Source organism: Geodermatophilus sp. URMC 62 (assembly GCF_052931475.1).
In genome coordinates, this window is record NZ_JBRFHY010000001.1 from 4,748,999 (window position 1) to 4,767,671 (window position 18,673).

The 18,673-nt window shown below is 75.4% G+C and carries 16 protein-coding genes; 3 read left to right on the forward strand and 13 right to left on the reverse strand.

What is annotated here, in order from left to right; translation table 11 throughout:
• Positions 1–70 precede the first annotated feature (70 nt).
• The 4 genes from ACU616_RS22830 to ACU616_RS22845 form a co-directional block, all read right to left on the reverse strand.
• Positions 71–463: a tautomerase family protein gene (locus tag ACU616_RS22830; RefSeq protein WP_446760702.1), complete on the reverse strand. Its 393-nt coding sequence runs from the start codon at positions 461–463 to the stop codon at positions 71–73.
• 258 nt (positions 464–721) lie between these two features.
• Positions 722–2,215 (reverse strand): GntT/GntP/DsdX family permease, encoded by a 1,494-nt coding sequence (locus ACU616_RS22835; RefSeq protein ID WP_446760703.1) that lies wholly within the window; start codon positions 2,213–2,215, stop codon positions 722–724.
• A gap of 213 nt (positions 2,216–2,428) precedes the next feature.
• Positions 2,429–3,202, reverse strand: a complete 774-nt coding sequence (locus tag ACU616_RS22840; protein ID WP_446760704.1) for a TIM barrel protein — start codon at positions 3,200–3,202, stop codon at positions 2,429–2,431.
• Entirely contained in the window at positions 3,199–4,218 is a 1,020-nt protein-coding gene (locus ACU616_RS22845) for a Gfo/Idh/MocA family oxidoreductase (RefSeq protein ID WP_446760705.1), read from the reverse strand. The genes ACU616_RS22840 and ACU616_RS22845 overlap by 4 nt, the downstream gene beginning before the upstream one ends.
• A gap of 111 nt (positions 4,219–4,329) precedes the next feature.
• On the opposite strand from ACU616_RS22845, the gene ACU616_RS22850 reads away from it, so the two are divergent.
• Entirely contained in the window at positions 4,330–5,331 is a 1,002-nt protein-coding gene (locus tag ACU616_RS22850; protein ID WP_446760706.1) for a LacI family DNA-binding transcriptional regulator, read from the forward strand.
• 57 nt (positions 5,332–5,388) lie between these two features.
• Here ACU616_RS22850 and ACU616_RS22855 read toward each other — a convergent pair whose 3' ends face one another.
• The 5 genes from ACU616_RS22855 to ACU616_RS22875 form a co-directional block, all read right to left on the reverse strand.
• Entirely contained in the window at positions 5,389–7,635 is a 2,247-nt protein-coding gene (locus ACU616_RS22855) for a cytochrome P450 (protein WP_446760707.1), read from the reverse strand.
• Positions 7,636–7,752: 117 nt separating this feature from the next.
• Positions 7,753–8,805 (reverse strand): LacI family DNA-binding transcriptional regulator, encoded by a 1,053-nt coding sequence (locus tag ACU616_RS22860; protein ID WP_446760708.1) that lies wholly within the window; start codon positions 8,803–8,805, stop codon positions 7,753–7,755.
• Between the two features lie 116 nt (positions 8,806–8,921).
• Entirely contained in the window at positions 8,922–9,950 is a 1,029-nt protein-coding gene (locus ACU616_RS22865) for a Gfo/Idh/MocA family protein (RefSeq protein WP_446760709.1), read from the reverse strand.
• Complete coding sequence (locus tag ACU616_RS22870) at positions 9,947–10,954, reverse strand: Gfo/Idh/MocA family oxidoreductase (protein WP_446760710.1); 1,008 nt, start codon at positions 10,952–10,954, stop codon at positions 9,947–9,949. Before ACU616_RS22870 ends, ACU616_RS22865 begins: the two co-directional genes overlap by 4 nt.
• 91 nt (positions 10,955–11,045) lie before the next feature.
• The gene (locus ACU616_RS22875) at positions 11,046–12,086 is read right to left on the reverse strand and encodes a LacI family DNA-binding transcriptional regulator (RefSeq protein ID WP_446760711.1); all 1,041 of its coding nucleotides are present in this window, start codon (positions 12,084–12,086) and stop codon (positions 11,046–11,048) included.
• A 72-nt stretch (positions 12,087–12,158) separates the two neighbouring features.
• Between ACU616_RS22875 and ACU616_RS22880 the strand changes: the two genes are divergently transcribed.
• Entirely contained in the window at positions 12,159–12,995 is an 837-nt protein-coding gene (locus tag ACU616_RS22880) for an aldo/keto reductase (protein WP_446760712.1), read from the forward strand.
• 103 nt (positions 12,996–13,098) lie between these two features.
• On the forward strand, positions 13,099–14,298 hold the full coding sequence (locus tag ACU616_RS22885; protein WP_446760713.1) for a phytanoyl-CoA dioxygenase family protein: 1,200 nt from the start codon (positions 13,099–13,101) through the stop codon (positions 14,296–14,298).
• 126 nt (positions 14,299–14,424) lie between these two features.
• Here the strand turns inward: ACU616_RS22885 and ACU616_RS22890 are convergent, their stop codons facing one another.
• The 4 genes from ACU616_RS22890 to ACU616_RS22905 form a co-directional block, all read right to left on the reverse strand.
• A complete protein-coding gene (locus tag ACU616_RS22890; protein ID WP_446760714.1) occupies positions 14,425–15,240 on the reverse strand; it encodes an ATP-binding cassette domain-containing protein in 816 nt (271 codons plus the stop codon).
• A 1-nt stretch (position 15,241) separates the two neighbouring features.
• Entirely contained in the window at positions 15,242–16,303 is a 1,062-nt protein-coding gene (locus ACU616_RS22895; protein WP_446760715.1) for an ABC transporter permease, read from the reverse strand.
• A gap of 56 nt (positions 16,304–16,359) precedes the next feature.
• Positions 16,360–17,334: a substrate-binding domain-containing protein gene (locus tag ACU616_RS22900; protein WP_446760716.1), complete on the reverse strand. Its 975-nt coding sequence runs from the start codon at positions 17,332–17,334 to the stop codon at positions 16,360–16,362.
• A 151-nt stretch (positions 17,335–17,485) separates the two neighbouring features.
• Positions 17,486–18,664, reverse strand: coding sequence for a Gfo/Idh/MocA family protein (locus ACU616_RS22905; RefSeq protein ID WP_446760717.1), 1,179 nt, complete (start codon positions 18,662–18,664; stop codon positions 17,486–17,488).
• Between the last annotated feature and the right edge of the window lie 9 nt (positions 18,665–18,673).

The following is an 18,673-nucleotide window of genomic DNA, read 5'->3' on the forward strand; positions in this document are numbered from 1 at the left end:
CGTGCGGACACGCGCTCCTCCAGGGGAACGGGACGGCGGTGCGAGGGACGGGCCCCGCAGGGGGCCCCGCTCAGAGGTCGCCGTCGAGGAACTGGGCGCGCCCGAGCCCGAAGGACCAGTCCTCGCGGGTGTTCGTGGCGACGGAGACGACCAGGTCGCCGGGCGAGAGCCCGGTGACCTCCTGCAGGTGGCTGGCTAGACCTGCGTAGAGGGCTCGCTTCTGCTCCTCCGACCGGCCCTGCTGGAAGACCTGCAGGACGACGAGGTCGTCGGTGCGCTCGATGCCCAGGCCGGTGTCCTCGCAGATGAGCTGCCCCGGCCGGTGCTCGGTGATCACCTGGTAGCGGTCCCCCGGCGGCGCGGCGAAGACGTCGAGCACGACGTCCTGGACGGCGTCGGCCAGGCGCCGGAGCTGCTCGGGGGTGCGCCGCCCCTCGACGACGTCGATGCGGACCAGCGGCATGGTGGGCTCTCCAGGAGTGGCGGCGGGAGGTCCGGCGTGGCGCCGGCCACACCACTATGTCAGGACATTAAGACTTAGTGAAGGGACCGAGGGGATTTCCCGGGCACGCCGAGAGCCGGTCGCGGGGCCTGCGACCGGTGGGACACGCACCCGGCCCCGCCCCGGGCCCCGGGCACGCGGGCCGACGGGGTGGTCAGGACGGGCCCGACCGCGCGCCTGTCACCGGTCCCGGACGAGCAGGGGCCGGACGAGCAGGGGTCAGACGACCAGCGACAGCACGAGCACCGCCAGCAGCCCGACCACCGAGATCAGCGTCTCCATGACCGACCAGCTCGCGATGGTCTGGCCGACGGTCATCCCGAAGTACTCCTTGACCAGCCAGAAGCCGGCGTCGTTGACGTGCGAGAAGAACACCGACCCGGCGCCGATGGCGAGCACGAGCAGCGCCACGGTCGAGGCGTCGAGGCCCTCGGCCAGCGGGGAGACGATGCCGGCCGCGGTGATGGTGGCGACCGTCGCCGACCCGGTGGCCAGCCGGATGCCCACGGCCACCAGCCAGCCCAGCACGAGCACCGACAGGTTCAGGTCCTGGGCGAAGCGGCCCACCAGGTCGCCGACCCCGGCGTCGATGAGCACCTGCTTGAACCCGCCGCCGGCGGCGACGATGAGCAGGATCCCGGCGATGCCGGGCAGCGAGCCGCCGAGGGTGGCCGAGATCCGCTCGCGGCCGAACCCGACGGCGGCGCCCAGGGTGAACATCGACAGCACGACGCCGGCCAGCATCGCGATCACCGGCGTCCCGATGACGTCGAGGAACGACCGCAGCCCGTTGTCCTCGTCGAGGGTGAGCTCGCCGATCGCGCGCAGCAGCATGAGCAGCACCGGCAGCAGGACGGTGAGCACCGTGGCGCCCAGCCCGGGCCGCCGCCGAGGCGTGGTCCGCGGGTCGCCGTCCAGGGCGTCCACGTCACGCGGGTCGTCGACCCCGCCGGCCCCGGTGGCCGGCCGCCCGGCCGGGGTGGCCTCGCGCGGCTCGTCGCCGGTGGTGGCCCGGTCGCCGACGCCGGCGCCGACCAGCGCCCGCGGCGCGGCGAGCGGGACCCGGCGGCTGATGAACTCGCCGAACAGCGGGCCGGCGACGACGACGGTGGGGATCGCGGCGATCAGCCCGAAGATCAGCGTGCGGCCGAGGTCGGCGCCCAGCGCGTCGATGGCCACCAGCGGGCCGGGGTGCGGCGGTACCAGGCCGTGCAGCACCGACAGGCCGGCGAGCGCCGGGATGCCCACGCGCAGCACCGGCTGGCGGGTGTTGGCCGCGGCCAGCAGCACGATCGGCACCAGCAGGACGACGCCGACCTCGAAGAACAGCGGGATGCCGATGAGCGCGGCGACCCCGCCCATCACCCACGGCAGCCGGCCGGGCGGGACCCGGTCGGTGAAGGCGTGCACGACCGCGTTCGCGCCGCCGGACTCGGCGAGCATCCCGCCGATCATGGCGCCCAGCGCGATGAGCAGCCCGACGCCGCCGACGGTGGTGCCGACGCCGCCGCTGAAGCTGGTGACCACGTCCGTGGGGGCCACGGCCGAGACCGCGCCGAGCACTCCCGACCCGATGATCAGGGCCAGGAACGGGTGCACCTTGAGCCAGGTGATGAGCACGACGACGGTGGCGATGCCCAGCAGCGCGGCCAGCACCAGCTGCCAGTCGTTGCCGGTGTGGTCGATCGCCTCGGCGGCCAGCAGGTGCATCATGAGGGTGCCTCCCCGTCGGGGTCCGGACGTCGCGGGCCGGGACGTCGCGCCCCTGCTCGGCACGGCGGGCAGCTGCTCGACGACGGCCTGCGGTGCCCCGGCGCCCCGGACGGCGCCGGGCCCGTCGTGCGGCAGCGGCTCGGGCCCGCTGGAGAACGTAGCGGCCCCGGGCGCCCCCGACGACCGCGCGCCCGCGCCCGCCGGGAGCGGCGGTCAGGAGTAGGCGGCCCGGAAGGACCCGAGGGCGGCCTCCGGGTCGCCCGACGCCCAGCCCTCCAGCGCGACGACGCCGTCGTAGCCGAGGCGGTCGAGCGCGGCGGCGATCGCCGGGTGGTGGATCTCCCCCGTCCCCGGCTCGCACCGGCCCGGGACGTCGGCCACCTGGATCTCCCCGACCAGCGGCAGCGCCCGCTCCACCAGCGCGACGAGGTTCCCCTCCCCGATCTGGGCGTGGTAGAGGTCGAGGTTGAGCCGCAGGTGCGGGCTGCCCACCGCCTCCACCAGCGCGATCGTGTCGGCGGCCCGGGCGAAGGGCGTGCCGGGGTGGTCGACGGCGGTGTTGAGGTTCTCCAGGGTGAACACCCGACCGGCCCGCTCCCCCAGCGCGGCGAGCCGCTCCAGCGTGCGGGCGGCGGTCAGCCACATCGCGGGGGTCACGACCTCGGTGGGGACGACCGGCAGCCCGCGGCCGTCCAGCCCGGTGCCGTGCACGTTGAGCCGCGGGCAGTCCAGCCGCTCGGCGACCGCCAGCGAGCGCTCGGCGGTGCGCAGCAGCTCCGCGGCGCCGTCGGGGTCGGCCAGCGTGCCGGTGACGTAGCCGGTCATCGACGAGAACGTCGCGCCGGTGGCGACCAGCCCGTCGACGTCCTTCGCCGTCCAGTCCCAGATCTCCACCTCGAAGCCGAGACCGGCGATCCGCCGCACCCGCTCGGCGAACGGCAGGTCGAGGAAGAGCATCTCCGCCGAGGCGGCCAGGCGGAACGTCACTTCTCCACCTCGTCGATCCGCACCGGGCGGCCGGTGCGCACCGACTCCGCGGCCGCCAGCGCGATCGCCAGCGCCGCGCGGGCGTCCTCGCCGGTCACCGGGGCCGGGGTCCCGGCGCGGACCGCCTCGACGAAGGCGGCCAGCTCGGCGGTGTAGGCGCCGGGGAAGAGCTCCTGGTCGCCGCGGACGGTCTCGACCAGCCGCCCGGCCGGCCCCGAGAAGGCCAGGCCGGTGCGCCGGCCGTCGCCCATGGTCGCCATGCCGCCCGAGCCGAGCACCTCCCCGCGGACGTCGTAGCCGTAGGACGCCTCGAAGCACGCCTCGGCCACCGCCACCGCGCCGTCGTCGAAGCGGACCGTGACCACCGCGGTGTCGAGCAGCCCGCGGTCCCGCCAGCCCGGCTCCACCAGCGCGTCGGCGACCGCGAAGACCTCCACCGCCTCGGCGCCCGGGTGCAGGTAGCGCAGCGTGTCGAAGTCGTGGATCAACGTCTCGAGGAAGATCGTGTCCGGCAGGACGCGCGCGGGGTCGAAGCCGCCGGGGTCGCGGGTCAGCGAGCGCAGCAGCCGGGGGGTGCCGAGCGTGCCGGCGTCCAGCAGCGCCCGGGCGCCCCGCCAGTCGGCGGCGAACCGCCGGTTGAAGCCGACCTGCAGGACCACGCCCGCGGCGCGGGCCGCGCCGATCGCCCGGTCGGCGTCCGGGAGGGTGACCGCCATCGGCTTCTCGCAGAAGACGTGCCGCCCGGCGCCCGCGGCGGCCACCACCAGGTCGGCGTGCGAGCGGGCCGGCGCGGCGACGACGACCGCGTCGACGTCCGGGTCGTCCCACAGCTGCGCCACGTCGGTGTACGCCCGGCCGGCACCGAGCGCGCCGGTCAGCCGCTCGGCGGCACCCGGCGCGGGGTCGGCCACGGCGGCCAGCCGCGCGTGCGGGAGCCGCCGGGCGAGCGTCTCCGCGTGGAAGGCGCCCATCCGTCCCGACCCGACCAGGGCCACCCCCACGGTCCCGTTCGCCATGCCGGCTCCTCTGCTAGAACGTTCTAGGCGAGTCCAGGATGGTGTCACCCGGTGTGCCCCGTCAAGGGGAGCCGGCTAGAACGTTCTAGTCCGCGGGGCTACGCTCGGCCGGTGACGCGGACGGACCCGGACCGGAGACCGACGCTGGCCGACGTCGCCGCGCGGGCCGGCGTCTCCACCGCCCTCGTGTCGATCGTCATGCGGGACGTCCCGGGGGCGAGCACCGCGACGCGGGAGCGCGTGCGGCGCGCCGCGGACGAGATCGGCTACCGCCCCGACACCCGCGCCCGCCTGCTGCGCAGCTCCCGCAGCCGGCTGCTCGGCGTGGTCTTCGGGGTGCAGCACGCCTTCCACGGCGACCTGCTGGCCGGGCTCTACGACGCCGCCGAGGAGGCCGGGTACGAGCTGGCCCTGAGCGCCGTCACGCCGGGGCGCGGCGAGCAGCGGGCGGTCGACAGCCTGCTGCGGGACCGGTGCGAGGCGCTCGTGCTCCTCGGCCCGCAGACGCCCACGGCCGCGCTCTCCGACCTGGCGGCCCGCCTGCCGGTCGTCGTCGTCGCCCGTCCGGTGCGCTCCTCGACGGTGGACGTCGTCCGCACCGCCGACGACGAGGGCCTGCGCCTGGCGGTCGACCACCTGGTCGGCCTCGGCCACCGCGACGTCGTGCACGTCGACGGCGGCCGGGCCCCCGGCGCGGCGGAGCGCCGGCGCGGCTACCGGGAGGCGGTGCACCGCCACGGCCTCGACGCGCGGATCGTGGCCGGCGGCCCCACGGAGGACGACGGCGCCGCCGCCGCGCGTGCCCTGCTCGCCGGACCGCTGCCGAGCGCCGTCGCCGTCTTCAACGACCGCTGCGCCGTGGGGGTGCTGGACGTGCTGCGGCGGGCGGGCCGCGCGGTGCCCGGTGAGGTGAGCGTGGCCGGCTTCGACGACAGCCGCCTGGCGCGGCTCTCCGCGGTCGACCTCACGTCCGTCGCCCAGGACGTCGAGCGGCTGAGCACCCTGGCGGTGCAGCGGGCCCTGGCCCGGCTGGACGGGGTCCCCGCCGGGCAGCGCGAGCTCGTCGTCCCGCCCCGGCTCGTCGTCCGGAGCACCACCGCCCCGCCGCGCTGACCGGCCCCCTGCGGGGTCCTGCCGCGAGCTCGCGAGCGGTGGGGGGCAGGGGGTCCTTCAGAGATCCAGGACCAGCCGGTCCGTGCGGGCCCGGGACACGCAGATCATCATGCAGGCGTCCGCCGCGCGCTCCTCGCCGGAGAGGACCGAGTCGCGGTGGTCGGGCCGGCCCTCGAGGACGGCGGTCTCGCAGGAGCCGCAGGTGCCCTCCGTGCAGGAGGAGAGGACGCCGACGCCCGCCTCCTCGACCACCGACAGGATCGAGCGGTCCGGCGGCACGGACAGGGTCAGCTCGCTGCGCCGCAGGACGACCTCGAACGCCTCCGACCGCACCGGCTCGGTCAGCGGCCGGGCCGAGAACCGCTCGACGTGCAGCGCGCCGGCCGGCCAGGCAGCGCACCGCTGCTCGACGGCCGCCAGCAGCGGCTCGGGGCCGCAGCAGTAGACGCGGGTGTCGGGCCGGGGCGTGCCGAGCAGCTCGTCGAGGTCGAGCAGACCGGTCTCGTCCTGGGGGCGCACCGACACCCGGTCGCCGTAGCGGGCGAGCTCGTCGAGGAAGGCCATCGAGGCGCGTCGCCGGCCGCCGTAGACCAGCCGCCAGTCGGCGCCGGCGGCCTCCGCGGCCCGGATCATCGGCAGGATCGGTGTGATGCCGATGCCCCCGGCGAGGAACAGGTACCGGGGCGAGGGGTGCAGGGGGAAGTTGTTGCGCGGCCCGCGCACGCGGACGACGTCGCCGGGCCGCAGCCGGTCGTGCACGTGGGAGGACGTCCCCCGGCTCTCCGGCTCGCGCAGGACGCCCACCCGCCACGCGTGGGAGTCGGCGGGGTCGCCGCACAGGGAGTACTGCCGGGTCGGGGCGGCCGACGGGAGCGCGTCGCCGAGCAGCAGGTCGACGTGCGCGCCGGGTTCCCACGGCGGCAGCGGGGCGTCGTCCACCTGCCGCAGCGTCAGCGTCACCACGCCGTCGGCCACCGGGCGCTTGTCCTCGACGCGGACGTCGGCCTCGAACTCGCCGGCCACCACGGTCGTCGAGGTGGTCCGGTGCCGCACGGTCTCGACGTGCGCGGGGTGGCGCGCTCCCCCGCCGACCGGGAACGACAGCGGCAGCGAGTCCCAGACGTACATGTTCGGCGTCGTCCTGTAGCGCACCGGGGGCGCGGCGAGCGCGTAGTCGCCCAGCACGGGCAGCGCCTCCTCCAGCGCGACCCTCGCCTCCAGCCGCGCGAGCGGCGCGCCCAGGCAGCCGTGCCGGCCCTCCCCGAAGCCGAGGTGGCGGGCCACGCCGCGGGTGACGTCGAAGCGGTCGGGGTCGGGGAACCGGCGCTCGTCGCGGTTGGCCGCGCCGTAGACCAGCACCACCCGGCCACCCGCCGGGATGGTCACCCCGTGCAGGGTGACCTCGCGCGAGGTGGTCCGGCCGACGAGCTGCAGCGGGCTGGAGTGGCGGATGGTCTCCTCGACCGCCGCGGGGATGAGCGACGGGTCCCGGCGCAGCAGCTCGCGCTGGTCGGGGTTCTCGGCGAGCAGCTTGAACAGCGAACCCGTCAGCCCGGCGGTGCTCTCCACCCCGCCGAGGAAGAGCACCATCATCAGGCCGAGGATCTCCGAGGCCGGCGTCAGGTGCTCGTCGGCGAAGGGCACGCCGCCGATCTCGGCCTGCACCAGGGCGCTGACGACGTCGTCGCGCGGGTGCGCCCGCCGGTCCTCGAGCAGGTCGACGAAGTAGCGCTGTATGCCCTCGGTGGCGGCCCTGGCGACCGGGGTCAGGCTGGGGTCGTCCGGACGGCGGTCCTTGAGCTCGTGCACCCAGCGGTCGAGCTGCGCGCGCCCCTCCTCCTCGGCGCTGGGCAGCCCGAGCACCGTGAAGAAGACCTCGTTGGGCATCGGCCAGGCCAGCTCCCGGGCCAGGTCGACCGCGCCCCGGTCCCGCCACCGCGCCACCAGCCGGCGGACGACGTCGCGGATCGCCCCCTCCTTGTCGCCGATGCGGCGCGGCAGGAAGTGCGGCTGCACCACCGCGCGCACCTGGTCGTGCCGCGGGTTGTCGATGTCGGGCAGGAAGCCGGGGCCGCTCTGGTCCTTGGCGGTGTCGTCGATGTCGATGCCCTCGAAGCTCCGGAACGTGTCCGGGTCGGTGGCCGCCGCGCGGACGTCCTCGAAGCGCGACAGCGCCCACCAGCCCCACTTCTGGCTGTGGAAGACCGGCGCCTCCTCCCGCATCCAGCGGTACACCGGGTAGGGGTCGGCCTGGAACTCCGGGCTGAACGGGTCGTAGTGCATCGCGGTCGGGGCACTGGTCACGGCGGTCTCCGCGGTCGCGTGGGGGCGGGAGGAGCGCGGGGCCGCGCGGACGGCGACCTGTTTCAAGCGCTTCAAGTCACAGCCTGACGGGTGGCGCGCGCCACTGTCAACCGGAGGTCAGGACCGGGCGGGTCGCGGCGCGGTCGGCGCCGGCCGGCCCCCGGGTGGCGGCGCGGTCGTACCCCGGACGACGAGCCGCGGGGGGACGACGACCTCGCGGTGCCCGGCCCGGCCGCCGTCGAGCCGCTCGACCACCGCGGCGACCGCGTGCCGCATCAGCTGCTGCGACTCCTGGCTGACGCTGGTCAGGTCGACGTGCGCCAGCCGGGAGAGCGGGCTGTCGTCGTAGCCGACCACCGAGACCTCACCCGGGACGTCCACGCCGGCGCGCAGCAGCGCGTCGAGCAGCCCGACCGCCGACGCGTCGTTGTAGGCGACCACGGCGGTCGGGTGCTCCCCCGTCCCGAACAGCTCCCGGGCCGCCCGCGCCCCCGCGGCCTCGCCGGGGTCGCCGGGCACCACCCGCAGCCGGCTGCCGAGGCGGTGCCGGCGCATCGCCTGCTGGTACCCGCGGCGGCGGCCGGCGGCGATGACCCCGGTGCCGCCGTCGACGTGGGCGATGCGGGAGTGCCCGAGACCGACCAGGTGGTCCACGGCCTGCCCGACGCCCTCGTCGTCGGCCGCCCGGACCACGTCCACCCCGGCCGAGGCCACCGGGCGGCCGACCGCCACCACGGGCAGCTGCCGGTCGAGCGCGGCCAGCCGGGCGGCGGTGGCCTCCGGGCCGAGCAGGACCAGCGCCTCGCACCGCGAGTCGAGCAGCGTCTCGACCGCGCGCTGCTCGTCGCGGGTGCGGGTCACCGTGCTGAGCACCAGGTCGTAGCCGTACTCCTCGGCCGCCTCGTGGACGTCCTCGACCAGCTGGGCGTGGAACGTGCTGCGGACGTCCATGACCACGCCGATCAGCCGGCTGCGCCGGCGGGCCAGCAGGCTGGCCGCGCGGTCGGGCCGGTACCCGAGCCGGGCCGCGGCGTCCAGCACCCGCTCGCGGGTGGCGCCGCTCGGGCCGGGGACCTCGCGCAGCACGAGCGAGACCGTGGCGGCCGAGACCCCCGCCTCGGCCGCGACGTCCTGCAGCCGGGGACGGCGCGCGGGCCCTGCTGCGCCCAAGGACGCCCACCTCCTCGACACGGTCGCGGCTCCCCTCCTCCGCGATCATGGCGCCGGAACCACCGCTGGGCGCTCCCGGGTGGTTCCGGCGCCACGACCGCGGGGCTCCGGCGCGGTCAGGCCGGCGGGGCGGCCGTCGCGCGGGGCCGCGTCGGGAGCCCGGCGAGCCGGTAGCACCGGTCGATGAGCGTCATCGTCGCGACCGCGTCGTCCGGACCGGTCGGCACCGGCGGGCCGCCCCGCACGGCGGCCGCGAACGCCTCCAGCTGGTAGGTGTAGGACGACCGGGTGCCCAGGCGCTCGGTGCGCTCCCCGTCGGGGGTGCGCACCAGCACGCGGTCGTCCCGGGCCGGCTCGACGAACGCCGGCGCCGTCGCCTCGCCGCGGGTGCCGACGACGCGCAGCGAGAAGTCCCGCTCCGGGTGCACCATGCTGCAGCGGACCGTCGCGGTGGCGCCGGACGGGAAGGACAGGTCGGCGTCGAGCCACTCGTCGACGCCCGGGGCCCCGGCGCGCTCCCCGGCCCGCGCGGCGAGCACCTCCGGCTCGCCGCCGGTCCACGGCGCCAGGCTGCGCGCGGCGTGCAGGCCGTAGCAGCCGAGGTCCATGAGGGCGCCGCCGGCCAGCTCGAGCGACCAGCGGGGGTCGTCGTCGTCCGGCGGGAGCATGGCGATGGTGGCCTCGACGGAGACGACGTCGCCCAGCTCACCGGTGTCCACCAGCTCCAGCAGCCGGCGCATGACCGGGTGGTGGAGGTGGTGGAAGCCCTCCACGACCGTGACGCCCGCGCGCCGGGCGGCGTCGCGGACCTCGGCGGCCTCCGCCGCGTCGGAGGCGAACGGCTTCTCCGACAGCACGTGCTTTCCGGCCTCGATCGCGGCGAGGTTCCACGGCCCGTGCAGCGCGTTGGGCAGCGGGTCGTAGACGGCCTCCACCTCGGGGTCGGCGAGGACGTCGGCGTAGGAGGGCAGCACGCGCTCGACGCCGTGCGCGCGGGCGAACGCCTCGGCCCGGCCCCGGTCGCGGGCGGCGATCGCGACCAGCCGGTGGCCGGTGGCCCGCGCGGGGACGGCGATGGCCCGCTCGGCGATCCGCGCGGCGCCGAGCACCCCGATCCGCAGGGGGCCGGCCGCGTCCGTCGTCACCGGTACAGGGCCGGCCGCTCGGGGAGCTCCACCGCCACGCGGCTCCCGGTGTGCAGGGACCGCAGTGCCGCGTCGGAGACGACCTGCGCGACGTGGCCGTCCCAGGCGCTGGGCCCCTGCGGCGGTCGCCCGCCGGCGGCGCCGTCGACCCACTCGCGCAGCTCGACGTCGTAGGAGAGGGCGAAGCGCTCCCGCCAGTCGCCCGGTACGAGCCCGGCGACGGTGCCCTCGCGGCGGATGGTCACCGGCGCCGGTGTGGCCAGCTCGACGGTGCCGGTCTCCCCGGACACCTCGCAGCGGATCTCGTAGCCGTAGTGGACGTTGACCGACACCTCGACGTCGGCGAGCACGCCGTCGGCCATCTCGAACAGCACCAGCAGCGGGTCCTGCAGCTCGCCGCCGCGGCTGCTCCTGCGCGGGGTCATGACCCGCACGGCGGCGATCTCGGTGCCGAGCAGCCAGCGCAGCTCGTCGATCTCGTGGATGGCGGTGTCGGCGATGGACATGTCGCGGGTGTAGTGCGGGGGCACCGAGGCGTTGCGGTGCGCGCAGTGCACCAGCAGCGGTGCGCCGATCGCGCCGTCGTCCACCGCCTGCTTGAGGGCCCGGTGCGCGGGGTCGTAGCGGCGGTTGAAGCCGACCTGCACCAGCCGGCGGCCGGCGGCGACCTCCGCCTCCACGATCCGCAGGCAGGACTCCTGGGTGGGGGCCAGCGGCTTCTCGCAGAACACCGGCTTGCCGGCGGCGACGGCGGCGAGCACGTACGGCTCGTGCGTCGGCCCCCAGGAGGTGACGACGACGGCGTCGACCGCGTCGGAGGCGATCAGCTCCTCGCCGCTGGGCAGGGCCTTGGCCGCCGGCAGCCGCGCGGCCACGGCCGCGGCGCGGTCGGCGTCCGCGTCGGCCACCGCCACCACCCGGCTGCCCCCGGGACCGCCGTCGAGCCGGCGGACGTGCTCCTGGCCGATCATCCCGACCCCGACGACCCCGACGTCCAGCCCCACGACGGCCTCCTCGACTCCGCTGCGCCCCACGCGGTCCGCGTCGGGTCCAGGTTCCGGGCTCGGCGGAGCGCAGGTCAACGGCGGGAAGCCCTCAAGAACCCCTCAGGACCTCGGCGGGGACGTTGTAGGGCGTGACCACCTGGACCCCCGAGTGCCAGGACCGCGGGGTGCCCGGCAGCGCGCCGTGGGCCTGCATGACCACGTGGCAGGCGCGGCGCAGGTCCAGGGCCAGGTCGTGGTGCAGCACCGCGGACAGCTGCCCGGCCCGCAGCAGGGCGAGGTTCTCGGCGTCCAGGTCGTGGGCGACGAACGCGCGGCAGGCCCGCCCGGCGTCGGCGAAGGCCGCGACGGTCGCGGTGTTGCCGCCGGCGGCGTACATCGAGTAGACGGCGGCGATGCCCGGGTCGGCGGCCAGCGCCTCTCGGACCAGCCCGCGCAGCACGTCGTCCTCCCCGGTGGCGTCCACCAGGTCGACCTGCCGCCGGCCGGGGCGCAGCGACCGGGTGGTCGCCCGGAAGCCCATCTCGCGGTCGTCCTCGCCGCGGAAGGTGCCGGTCCCGCGGGTGACGAGGACGGCGGCGCCGTCGGGCAGCCACCGGTCGAGCAGGTAGGCGGCGGTGTCCCCCGCCGCCCGGTTGTCCAGGCCGACGTAGGCGACCCGGCGGCTGGTGGGCAGGTCGGTGGCCAGCGTGACCACGGGGATCCCGGCCTCGGCCAGCCGCTCGACGGCAGCGACGACCGGCGGGGAGTCGGGGGCCTTGAGGACGACGCCCTGCGACCCGCGCCGCGCGATCCCGTCGAGCGTGGCCGCCAGCTCGGCGACCGGCGGGGCGTCGGTCAGGTGGAACCGCGCCCGGAACGTCGCCGGCCGGACCAGCGGCAGCTGCGACTCCAGGGCCGCCCGGACCGCGGCGGAGAACCGGTCGGGCGCGTCGACCACCAGGTCGAGGAGGAACGTGCGTCCGCTCAGCCGCACCTGCGAGCGCTGCCGGTCCAGGTCGGCGATGGCGCGGTGCACCTCCTGCACCGTGCTCTGCCGCACCCCGCCGCGCCGGTTGAGGACGCGGTCGACCGTCGCCTCCGACAGGCCGGCCTGGCGGGCGATCTCGCGGAGGGGGTACGGGTGGGCCACGCGGGCAGTCTGACGGGTTCCTGACGGGTCGCCGAGGTTGCCCGGCAGCCGGGCGGTCACCAGGCTGGGGGCATGAGCGCCGTCCCCACCGTCCAGCTCGACAACGGCGTCGCGATCCCCCAGCTCGGGCTGGGCACCGCGCGGCTCCCCGACGAGGAGACGCGGCGGATCGTCGGCGAGGCGCTCGAGGTCGGCTACCGGTTCGTCGACACCGCCGCCAGCTACGGCAACGAGCGCGGTGTCGGGCAGGCCCTGGCCGACTCGGGCCTGCCGCGGGAGGAGGTGTTCGTCTCCACCAAGCTGCGCGGCCGCGAGCAGGGGTTCGCCGAGGCCAAGCGGGCGCTGCGGTCGAGCCTGGACCGCCTCGGCCTCGACCACGTCGACCTCTACCTCGTCCACTGGCCGCTCCCCCGGCTGGACCGCTACGTCGAGTCGTGGCTGGCGATGGAGGAGCTGCTGGCCGAGGGGCTGACCCGGGCCATCGGGGTGTCGAACTTCCTGCCCGGGCACCTCGACCGCCTCGCCGCCGCGAGCTCGACCGTGCCGGCGGTGAACCAGATCGAGTGCCACCCGCGGGAGCCGCAGCTCGCGCAGCGCGCCGACGACGCCCGGCGCGGCATCGTCACCGAGTCCTGGTCACCGCTGGCCACCGGCGGGGAGCTGCTGGCCTCCCCGGTGCTGGCCGGGATCGGCGCCCGGCACGGCCGCACGCCGGCGCAGGTGGTGCTGCGCTGGCACGTGCAGCAGGGGCTGGTGACCTTCCCCAAGGCCTCCTCGCGCGCCCGGCTGGTCGAGAACCTCGACGTCTTCGACTTCGCGCTCACCGACGAGGACCTGGCCGGCATCGCCACGCTCGCCGACGGCACCCGCGTCAACGGCCAGTACCCGGACTCCTGGGAGGAGTTCTGACCCTCCCGGCGTGAGGGGTTCTTGAGGGGTCGGCGGCCTTGTGGGTCCCGCAGCGGGCGGTCAGGCTCGACGGCACCCCGCCCCGCACAGGAAGGACGGCGCCATGGCCGCACCGGTCACCGCCCGCACCACCCCCGGCTGGTTCACCGCCGACGACTGCCGCCTGGCGGACTTCCGGGCCGTCGTCGAGACGACCACCGACCTGGCCGCGTACCCGCACGCCGACGAGGTACGGGAGGGCGTCCTGGTGTACGGGTCGCGGCTGCGCGACGCCGTCGCCGGCCCCGACGGGCGCCGGGAGGTGCAGGCGGAGCTCGCCCGCGCGCTCGCCGACGGCCCGGGGATCGTCGTCGTCGCCGGCGCCTTCCCCGACGCCGGCGTGGTCGACCGGGCCACCGCCGTCTTCGAGGCGCTGATCGCCGAGCAGAAGGCCGCCGGCGTCGCGGGCGGGGACCACTTCGCCCGGCCCGGGGCCAACGACCGCGTCTGGGGAGCGCTGGACAAGTTCGCCGTCCGCGATCCGGAGGCCTTCGCCGACTACTACGCCAACGACGTCCTCGCCCTGGTGTCCGAGGCGTGGCTGGGGCGCGGCTACCAGGTCACCAGCCAGGTCAACGTGGTCAACCCCGGCGGCCAGGCGCAGGTCGCGCACCGCGACTACCACCTCGGCTTCATGTCCGAGGAGCAGGCGCTGGCCTACCCCGCCCACGTGCACCGGCTCTCCCCGGTGATGACCCTGCAGGGGGCGGTCGCGCACTGCGACATGCCGGTGCAGACCGGCCCGACGATGTACCTGCCGCACTCGCAGAAGTACGCCCCCGGCTACGTCGCCTTCCACCGGCCGGAGTTCACCGCCTACTTCGACGAGCACTTCGTGCAGCTGCCGCTGAGCACGGGCGACGCCGCCTTCTTCAACCCCGCGCTGTTCCACGGGGCGGGCACCAACCGCTCGGCCGACGTGCGCCGCATGGCCAACCTGCTGCAGGTCTCCTCCGCGTTCGGGCGGGCGATGGAGACCGTCGACCGGACGGCGATGTGCCGCGCCCTCCACCCGGTCCTGCGCGCCCGCAAGGCCGCCGGCGCGGAGGAGCGCGCGCTGCGCAACGTCCTCGCCGCCTCCGCGGAGGGCTACGCCTTCCCCACGGACCTCGACCGCGACCAGCCGATCGGCGGGCTGGCCCCCGAGACGCAGGCCGAGCTGGTGTGGCGGGCGCTGCAGGAGGACTGGTCACCCCAGGCCCTGGACGCCGAGCTCACCGCCCAGGCCGGGCGGCGTGCCGGTGGGGCGCACCGCGACGGCTGACCCGCGTCCCGCGCCGACGATCCGCGCAGGAGGTCCGCTGGGCGGCCCGGACACGGCCCCGCCGGCCGGGTCCCGAGGAGGACCCGGCCGGCGGGGCCGGTGCAGGGGACGCCGCGGTCGGCGGGGTCAGCGCTTGAGCTCGTGCTGGAGCTCCGCGAGCTCCTGGCCGCCGGCCATCTCGGTGGTGAGCTCCTCGAGGGTGACCTCCGAGCGCTTCTTGTCCAGCACCCGCCGGCCCAGCTTGAGGATGATGAAGTGGTCGCCCACCAGGTAGGCGTGGTGCGGGTTGTGGGTGATGAAGACGACCCCGAGGCCGGCGTCGCGGGCCGCGGCGGTGTACTTGAGCACCACGCCGGACTGCTTGACGCCGAGGGCCGCCGTCGGCTCGTCGAGGATGAGCACCCGCGCGCCGAAGTACACCGCCCGGGCGATCGCGACGCACTGCCGCTGACCGCCCGAGAGCGTGCCGATCGGCTGGTTGATGTCCTTGACGTGGATGCCCATCTTCTGCAGCTCGGCGTCGGCGATCTCCTTCATCGCCTTGATGTCGAGCGGGGCCAGCGGGTACTTCCCCTTCCGGAGCTCCGAGCCCAGGAAGAAGTTGCGCCAGACCTCCATGAGGCCCACGACCGCGAGGTCCTGGTAGACGGTCGCGATGCCGGCGTCGAGGGACTCGCGCGGTGAGGAGAAGTGCCGCTCCCGGCCGTCGACCCGCAGCGTGCCCTCCGTGTGCGGGTGCAGGCCGGAGATGATCTTGATGAGGGTGGACTTGCCGGCGCCGTTGTCCCCCAGGACGCAGGCCACCTCCCCCGCGTTGACCCGCAGGTTGATCCCCTCGAGGGCCCGGATGGCGCCGTAGCTCTTGCCGACGTCCTCCATCTCGACCAGGGGCGTCCCCGCCTTCAGGTCGGGTGCGGCGTGCTCGGCGATCGTGTCGGTCATGTCACTTCCTCTGGGCCGCGTAGTTCTTGACGTACAGGTTCACGATGACGGCGAGCAGCAACATGACGCCCAGGAAGGTGCGGAACCAGTTGGGGTCCCAGGTGGCGAACACGATGCCCTGGGTGGTCATGCCGAAGATGAACGCGCCGAGCGCCGAGCCCGCCGCCGAGCCGTAGCCGCCGGTCAGCAGGGCACCGCCGACGACCGCGGCGATGATGTAGATGAACTCGTTGCCGACGCCGAGGCCGGACTGCACGGAGCTGAAGTTGAACAGCAGGTGCATCCCGAGGAACCAGGCCAGGAAGGCGACCCCCATGAACAGGCCGATCTTGACCTTCGGCACCGGGACGCCGACCGCACGGGCGCTGGCCTGGTTGCCGCCGGCGGCGGTGATCCAGTTGCCGGTGCGGGTGCGCAGCAGCAGCCAGCTGGCGAGCACGACGAAGAAGGCCCACCACAGCACGGTGACCTTCAGCGTGATGAAGCCCAGGTCGATGTCGGAGGCGAACACCGCCCGCGCGGACTCGAAGCCGTCCAGGCCGCTGGCGTTGGGGGTGGCGACGGCGCCGGTGACCAGCTTGGTGACGCCGAGGTTGACGCCCTGCAGGATGAAGAACGTCGACAGGGTGATGAGGAAGCTGGGGATCCCCGTCCGCACCACCAGCCAGCCGTTGACGAAGCCGATCGCCAGCGCGATCACCAGGCTGACCACGACGCCGACCCACATGTTCAGGCTGAACTGGTAGGTGAGCATCGCCGCCGCCAGCGCCGAGGTCGTCACCGCGACGCCCGAGGACAGGTCGAACTCGCCGCCGATCATGAGCAGCGCCACGCCGACGGCCACGATGCCGATGGTCGAGGAGGCGTACAGGACGGTCGCGAACGCCGGCAGCGTCCGGAACGCCGGGGCCACGGCGTAGAAGAAGGCGAAGATGGCGATCGCCGCGGCCAGCGCGCCGATCTCGGGTCGGGCCAGCACGCGCGCCAGCAGGGACCGCGGGGCGCGCGCCGGCGGGGTGGCCGTCGAGGGGGCCGACGGCTGGGTCGCCACGGATGAGCTCATCACTGCTCCTGACAGGGGACGGGGGAGCCGGGGTCTCCCCCGGCTCCCCCTCGGGGCTAGCGGGTGTTGTTCTTCGCGAAGGGCAGGATCTGGTCGATGTTCGACTGGTCGACGATCGACGGCCCGGTCAGGACCGGCTGGCCACCGCCGATGTCGTTGCCGTTGCTCAGGTTCAGGTACAGCGCCTCCACGGCGAGGTAGCCCTGCACGTAGGGCTGCTGGTCGACGGAGAAGGCGATGTCCCCGTTCTGGATCGCCTCGGCGACGTCGGCGTTCAGGTCGAAGGTGATGACCTGCGCCTGGCTGCTCGTGTCGGTCTTGGCCGCCTGGGCCGCCTGGGCCACCTGGGCGCCCAGCGTGACGATGTGCGTGATCGAGGGGTCGGTCTGCAGGCTCGACCCGATCGTCTGCTGCACCGAGGGCAGGTCGGTGCCGTTGACGTAGAGGATCTGCGTGTTCGGGAACGTCTTGGCGACACCGGCGCAGCGGGTCTCCAGCGCGACCTGGCCCTGCTCCTGGATGACGCAGAGCGCCTTGCCGCCGCCGTCCTCACCGATCCGCGTACCGACGGTCTGGCCGGCGAGGTCCTCGTTCGAGCCGAAGTACATCGACGCGCCGTAGGTCTGGTAGTCGCTGATGCCCGAGTTGAAGGCGACGACCGGGATCCCGCCCTCCGCGGCGCTCTGGGCCGCCGGACCGACCTGGTCGGGGTAGGCGAGGGTGATCGCGATGCCGTCCACGTCGCTGTCGACCGCGTTCTGCACCAGCGTGGCCTGCTCCCCGGCGTCCGGGTCGTTCGAGTAGTTCAGCGTCACGCCCAGGCTGTCGGCGGCGGCCTCGGCACCGGCGCGGATCTTGTCCCAGAAGGCGTCCCCCGGCGCCTCGTGGGTGATCATCGCGATGGTGTAGTCCTCACCGCCACCTCCGCCGCTCTCGTTCCGGGCACCGCCCGAGCTGCTGCACGCCGCCAGCGCCGTGGCGGCGGCCGTCACGGCCACGAGCGCCTGCAGCGATCGCCGGGTGGTCCTCATGCGCGTCTCCTCGGGGGCTGGGCCGCCGGTGCTGGCGGCTGACTCATATGTACGGACATAACGACAATGCGAAAATGTGACACGCCCCACCCGGGGCGTCAAGGGTCATCTCCGCCGATCGACCAGGCCAGGAGGCACGTCGCGCGCCTCGTCAGCCCGCCGGGACGTCGACCCGCCGCCCGTCGGCCGCCGACGCGGTGAGGGCGTCGAGGACCACCGCGGCGCGCACGGCGTCGGACAGGCCGGCGCCGTGCGGCTCCCCCGTCGCGACCGAGGCCAGCGCGCAGCGGGCCTCGACGACCTTGAGGTCGTCGTAGCCCATCGGGTTGCCCGGCCCGGGCTGGAAGGCGGCGAACTCCCCCGCGCCGGGCCCGACCAGGACGGTGGCCACCGGCTGGTCCTGCGCGGCCGGTCCGCGGCTGACCTGCAGCTCGCCCATCCGGCGGTAGTCCCAGGCCAGGCGCCCGGCGGTGCCGTGCACCTCGAACCCGTAGGCGTTCTGCTCGCCCACCGCCACCCGGCTGGCCTCGAGCGCCACCCGCGCGCCCGAGGACAGCCGCAGCAGTGCGGCCACGTGGTCGTCGTTCTCGACCCGCCCGGGGACGCCGTCGACCGCCAGTGCGTGCCCGGAGGTCGGGGCGCTCGGGCGCAGCCGTTCCGGGACGAAGACGGCGGTGTCGGCGAGCACGGAGGTGACCTCGGCGCCCAGGACGTGGCGGACCAGGTCGACGGCGTGCGAGGCGAGGTCGCCCAGGACGCCGTTGCCGCCGCGGGCGCGCTCGTACCGCCAGGTCAGCGCCCCCTCCGGCGCCGCGGCGTAGTCGCTGAGGAACGCGAACCGGGCGTGGGTGACCCGCCCGATCTCCCCGGCGGCCACCAGCTCGCGGGCGAGGGCCACCGCGGGGGCGGAGCGGTAGTTGAACCCCACGACGCCCTGCACGCCCGCGGCGGCCGCGGCGTCGGCGACCGCCCGCGCGTCGTCCGCGGTCAGCCCGACCGGCTTCTCGATCCACAGGTGCCGGCCGGCCTCGGCGACCGCGACGCCGATCTCCCGGTGCAGCCAGTTGGGCGCGGTCACCGACACCAGCTCGACCTCCGGGTCGGCGAGCAGGTCGCGCCAGTCCGTGCAGCCGCGCACGAAGCCGAACCGGTCGGCGGCCTCGGCGGCCCGGCCGGGGACGTCGTCGGCGACGGCCACCAGCCGGGGGACGACGCCGAGGTCGGGGAAGTGGTGCCGCACCCGCGCGTGTGCCCGGGCGTGGACCCGCCCCATCCAGCCGAAGCCGACGACGCCGATGCCGACCGTCCGCGCGGTGCCCGCTGCTCCCACGTGCGCTCC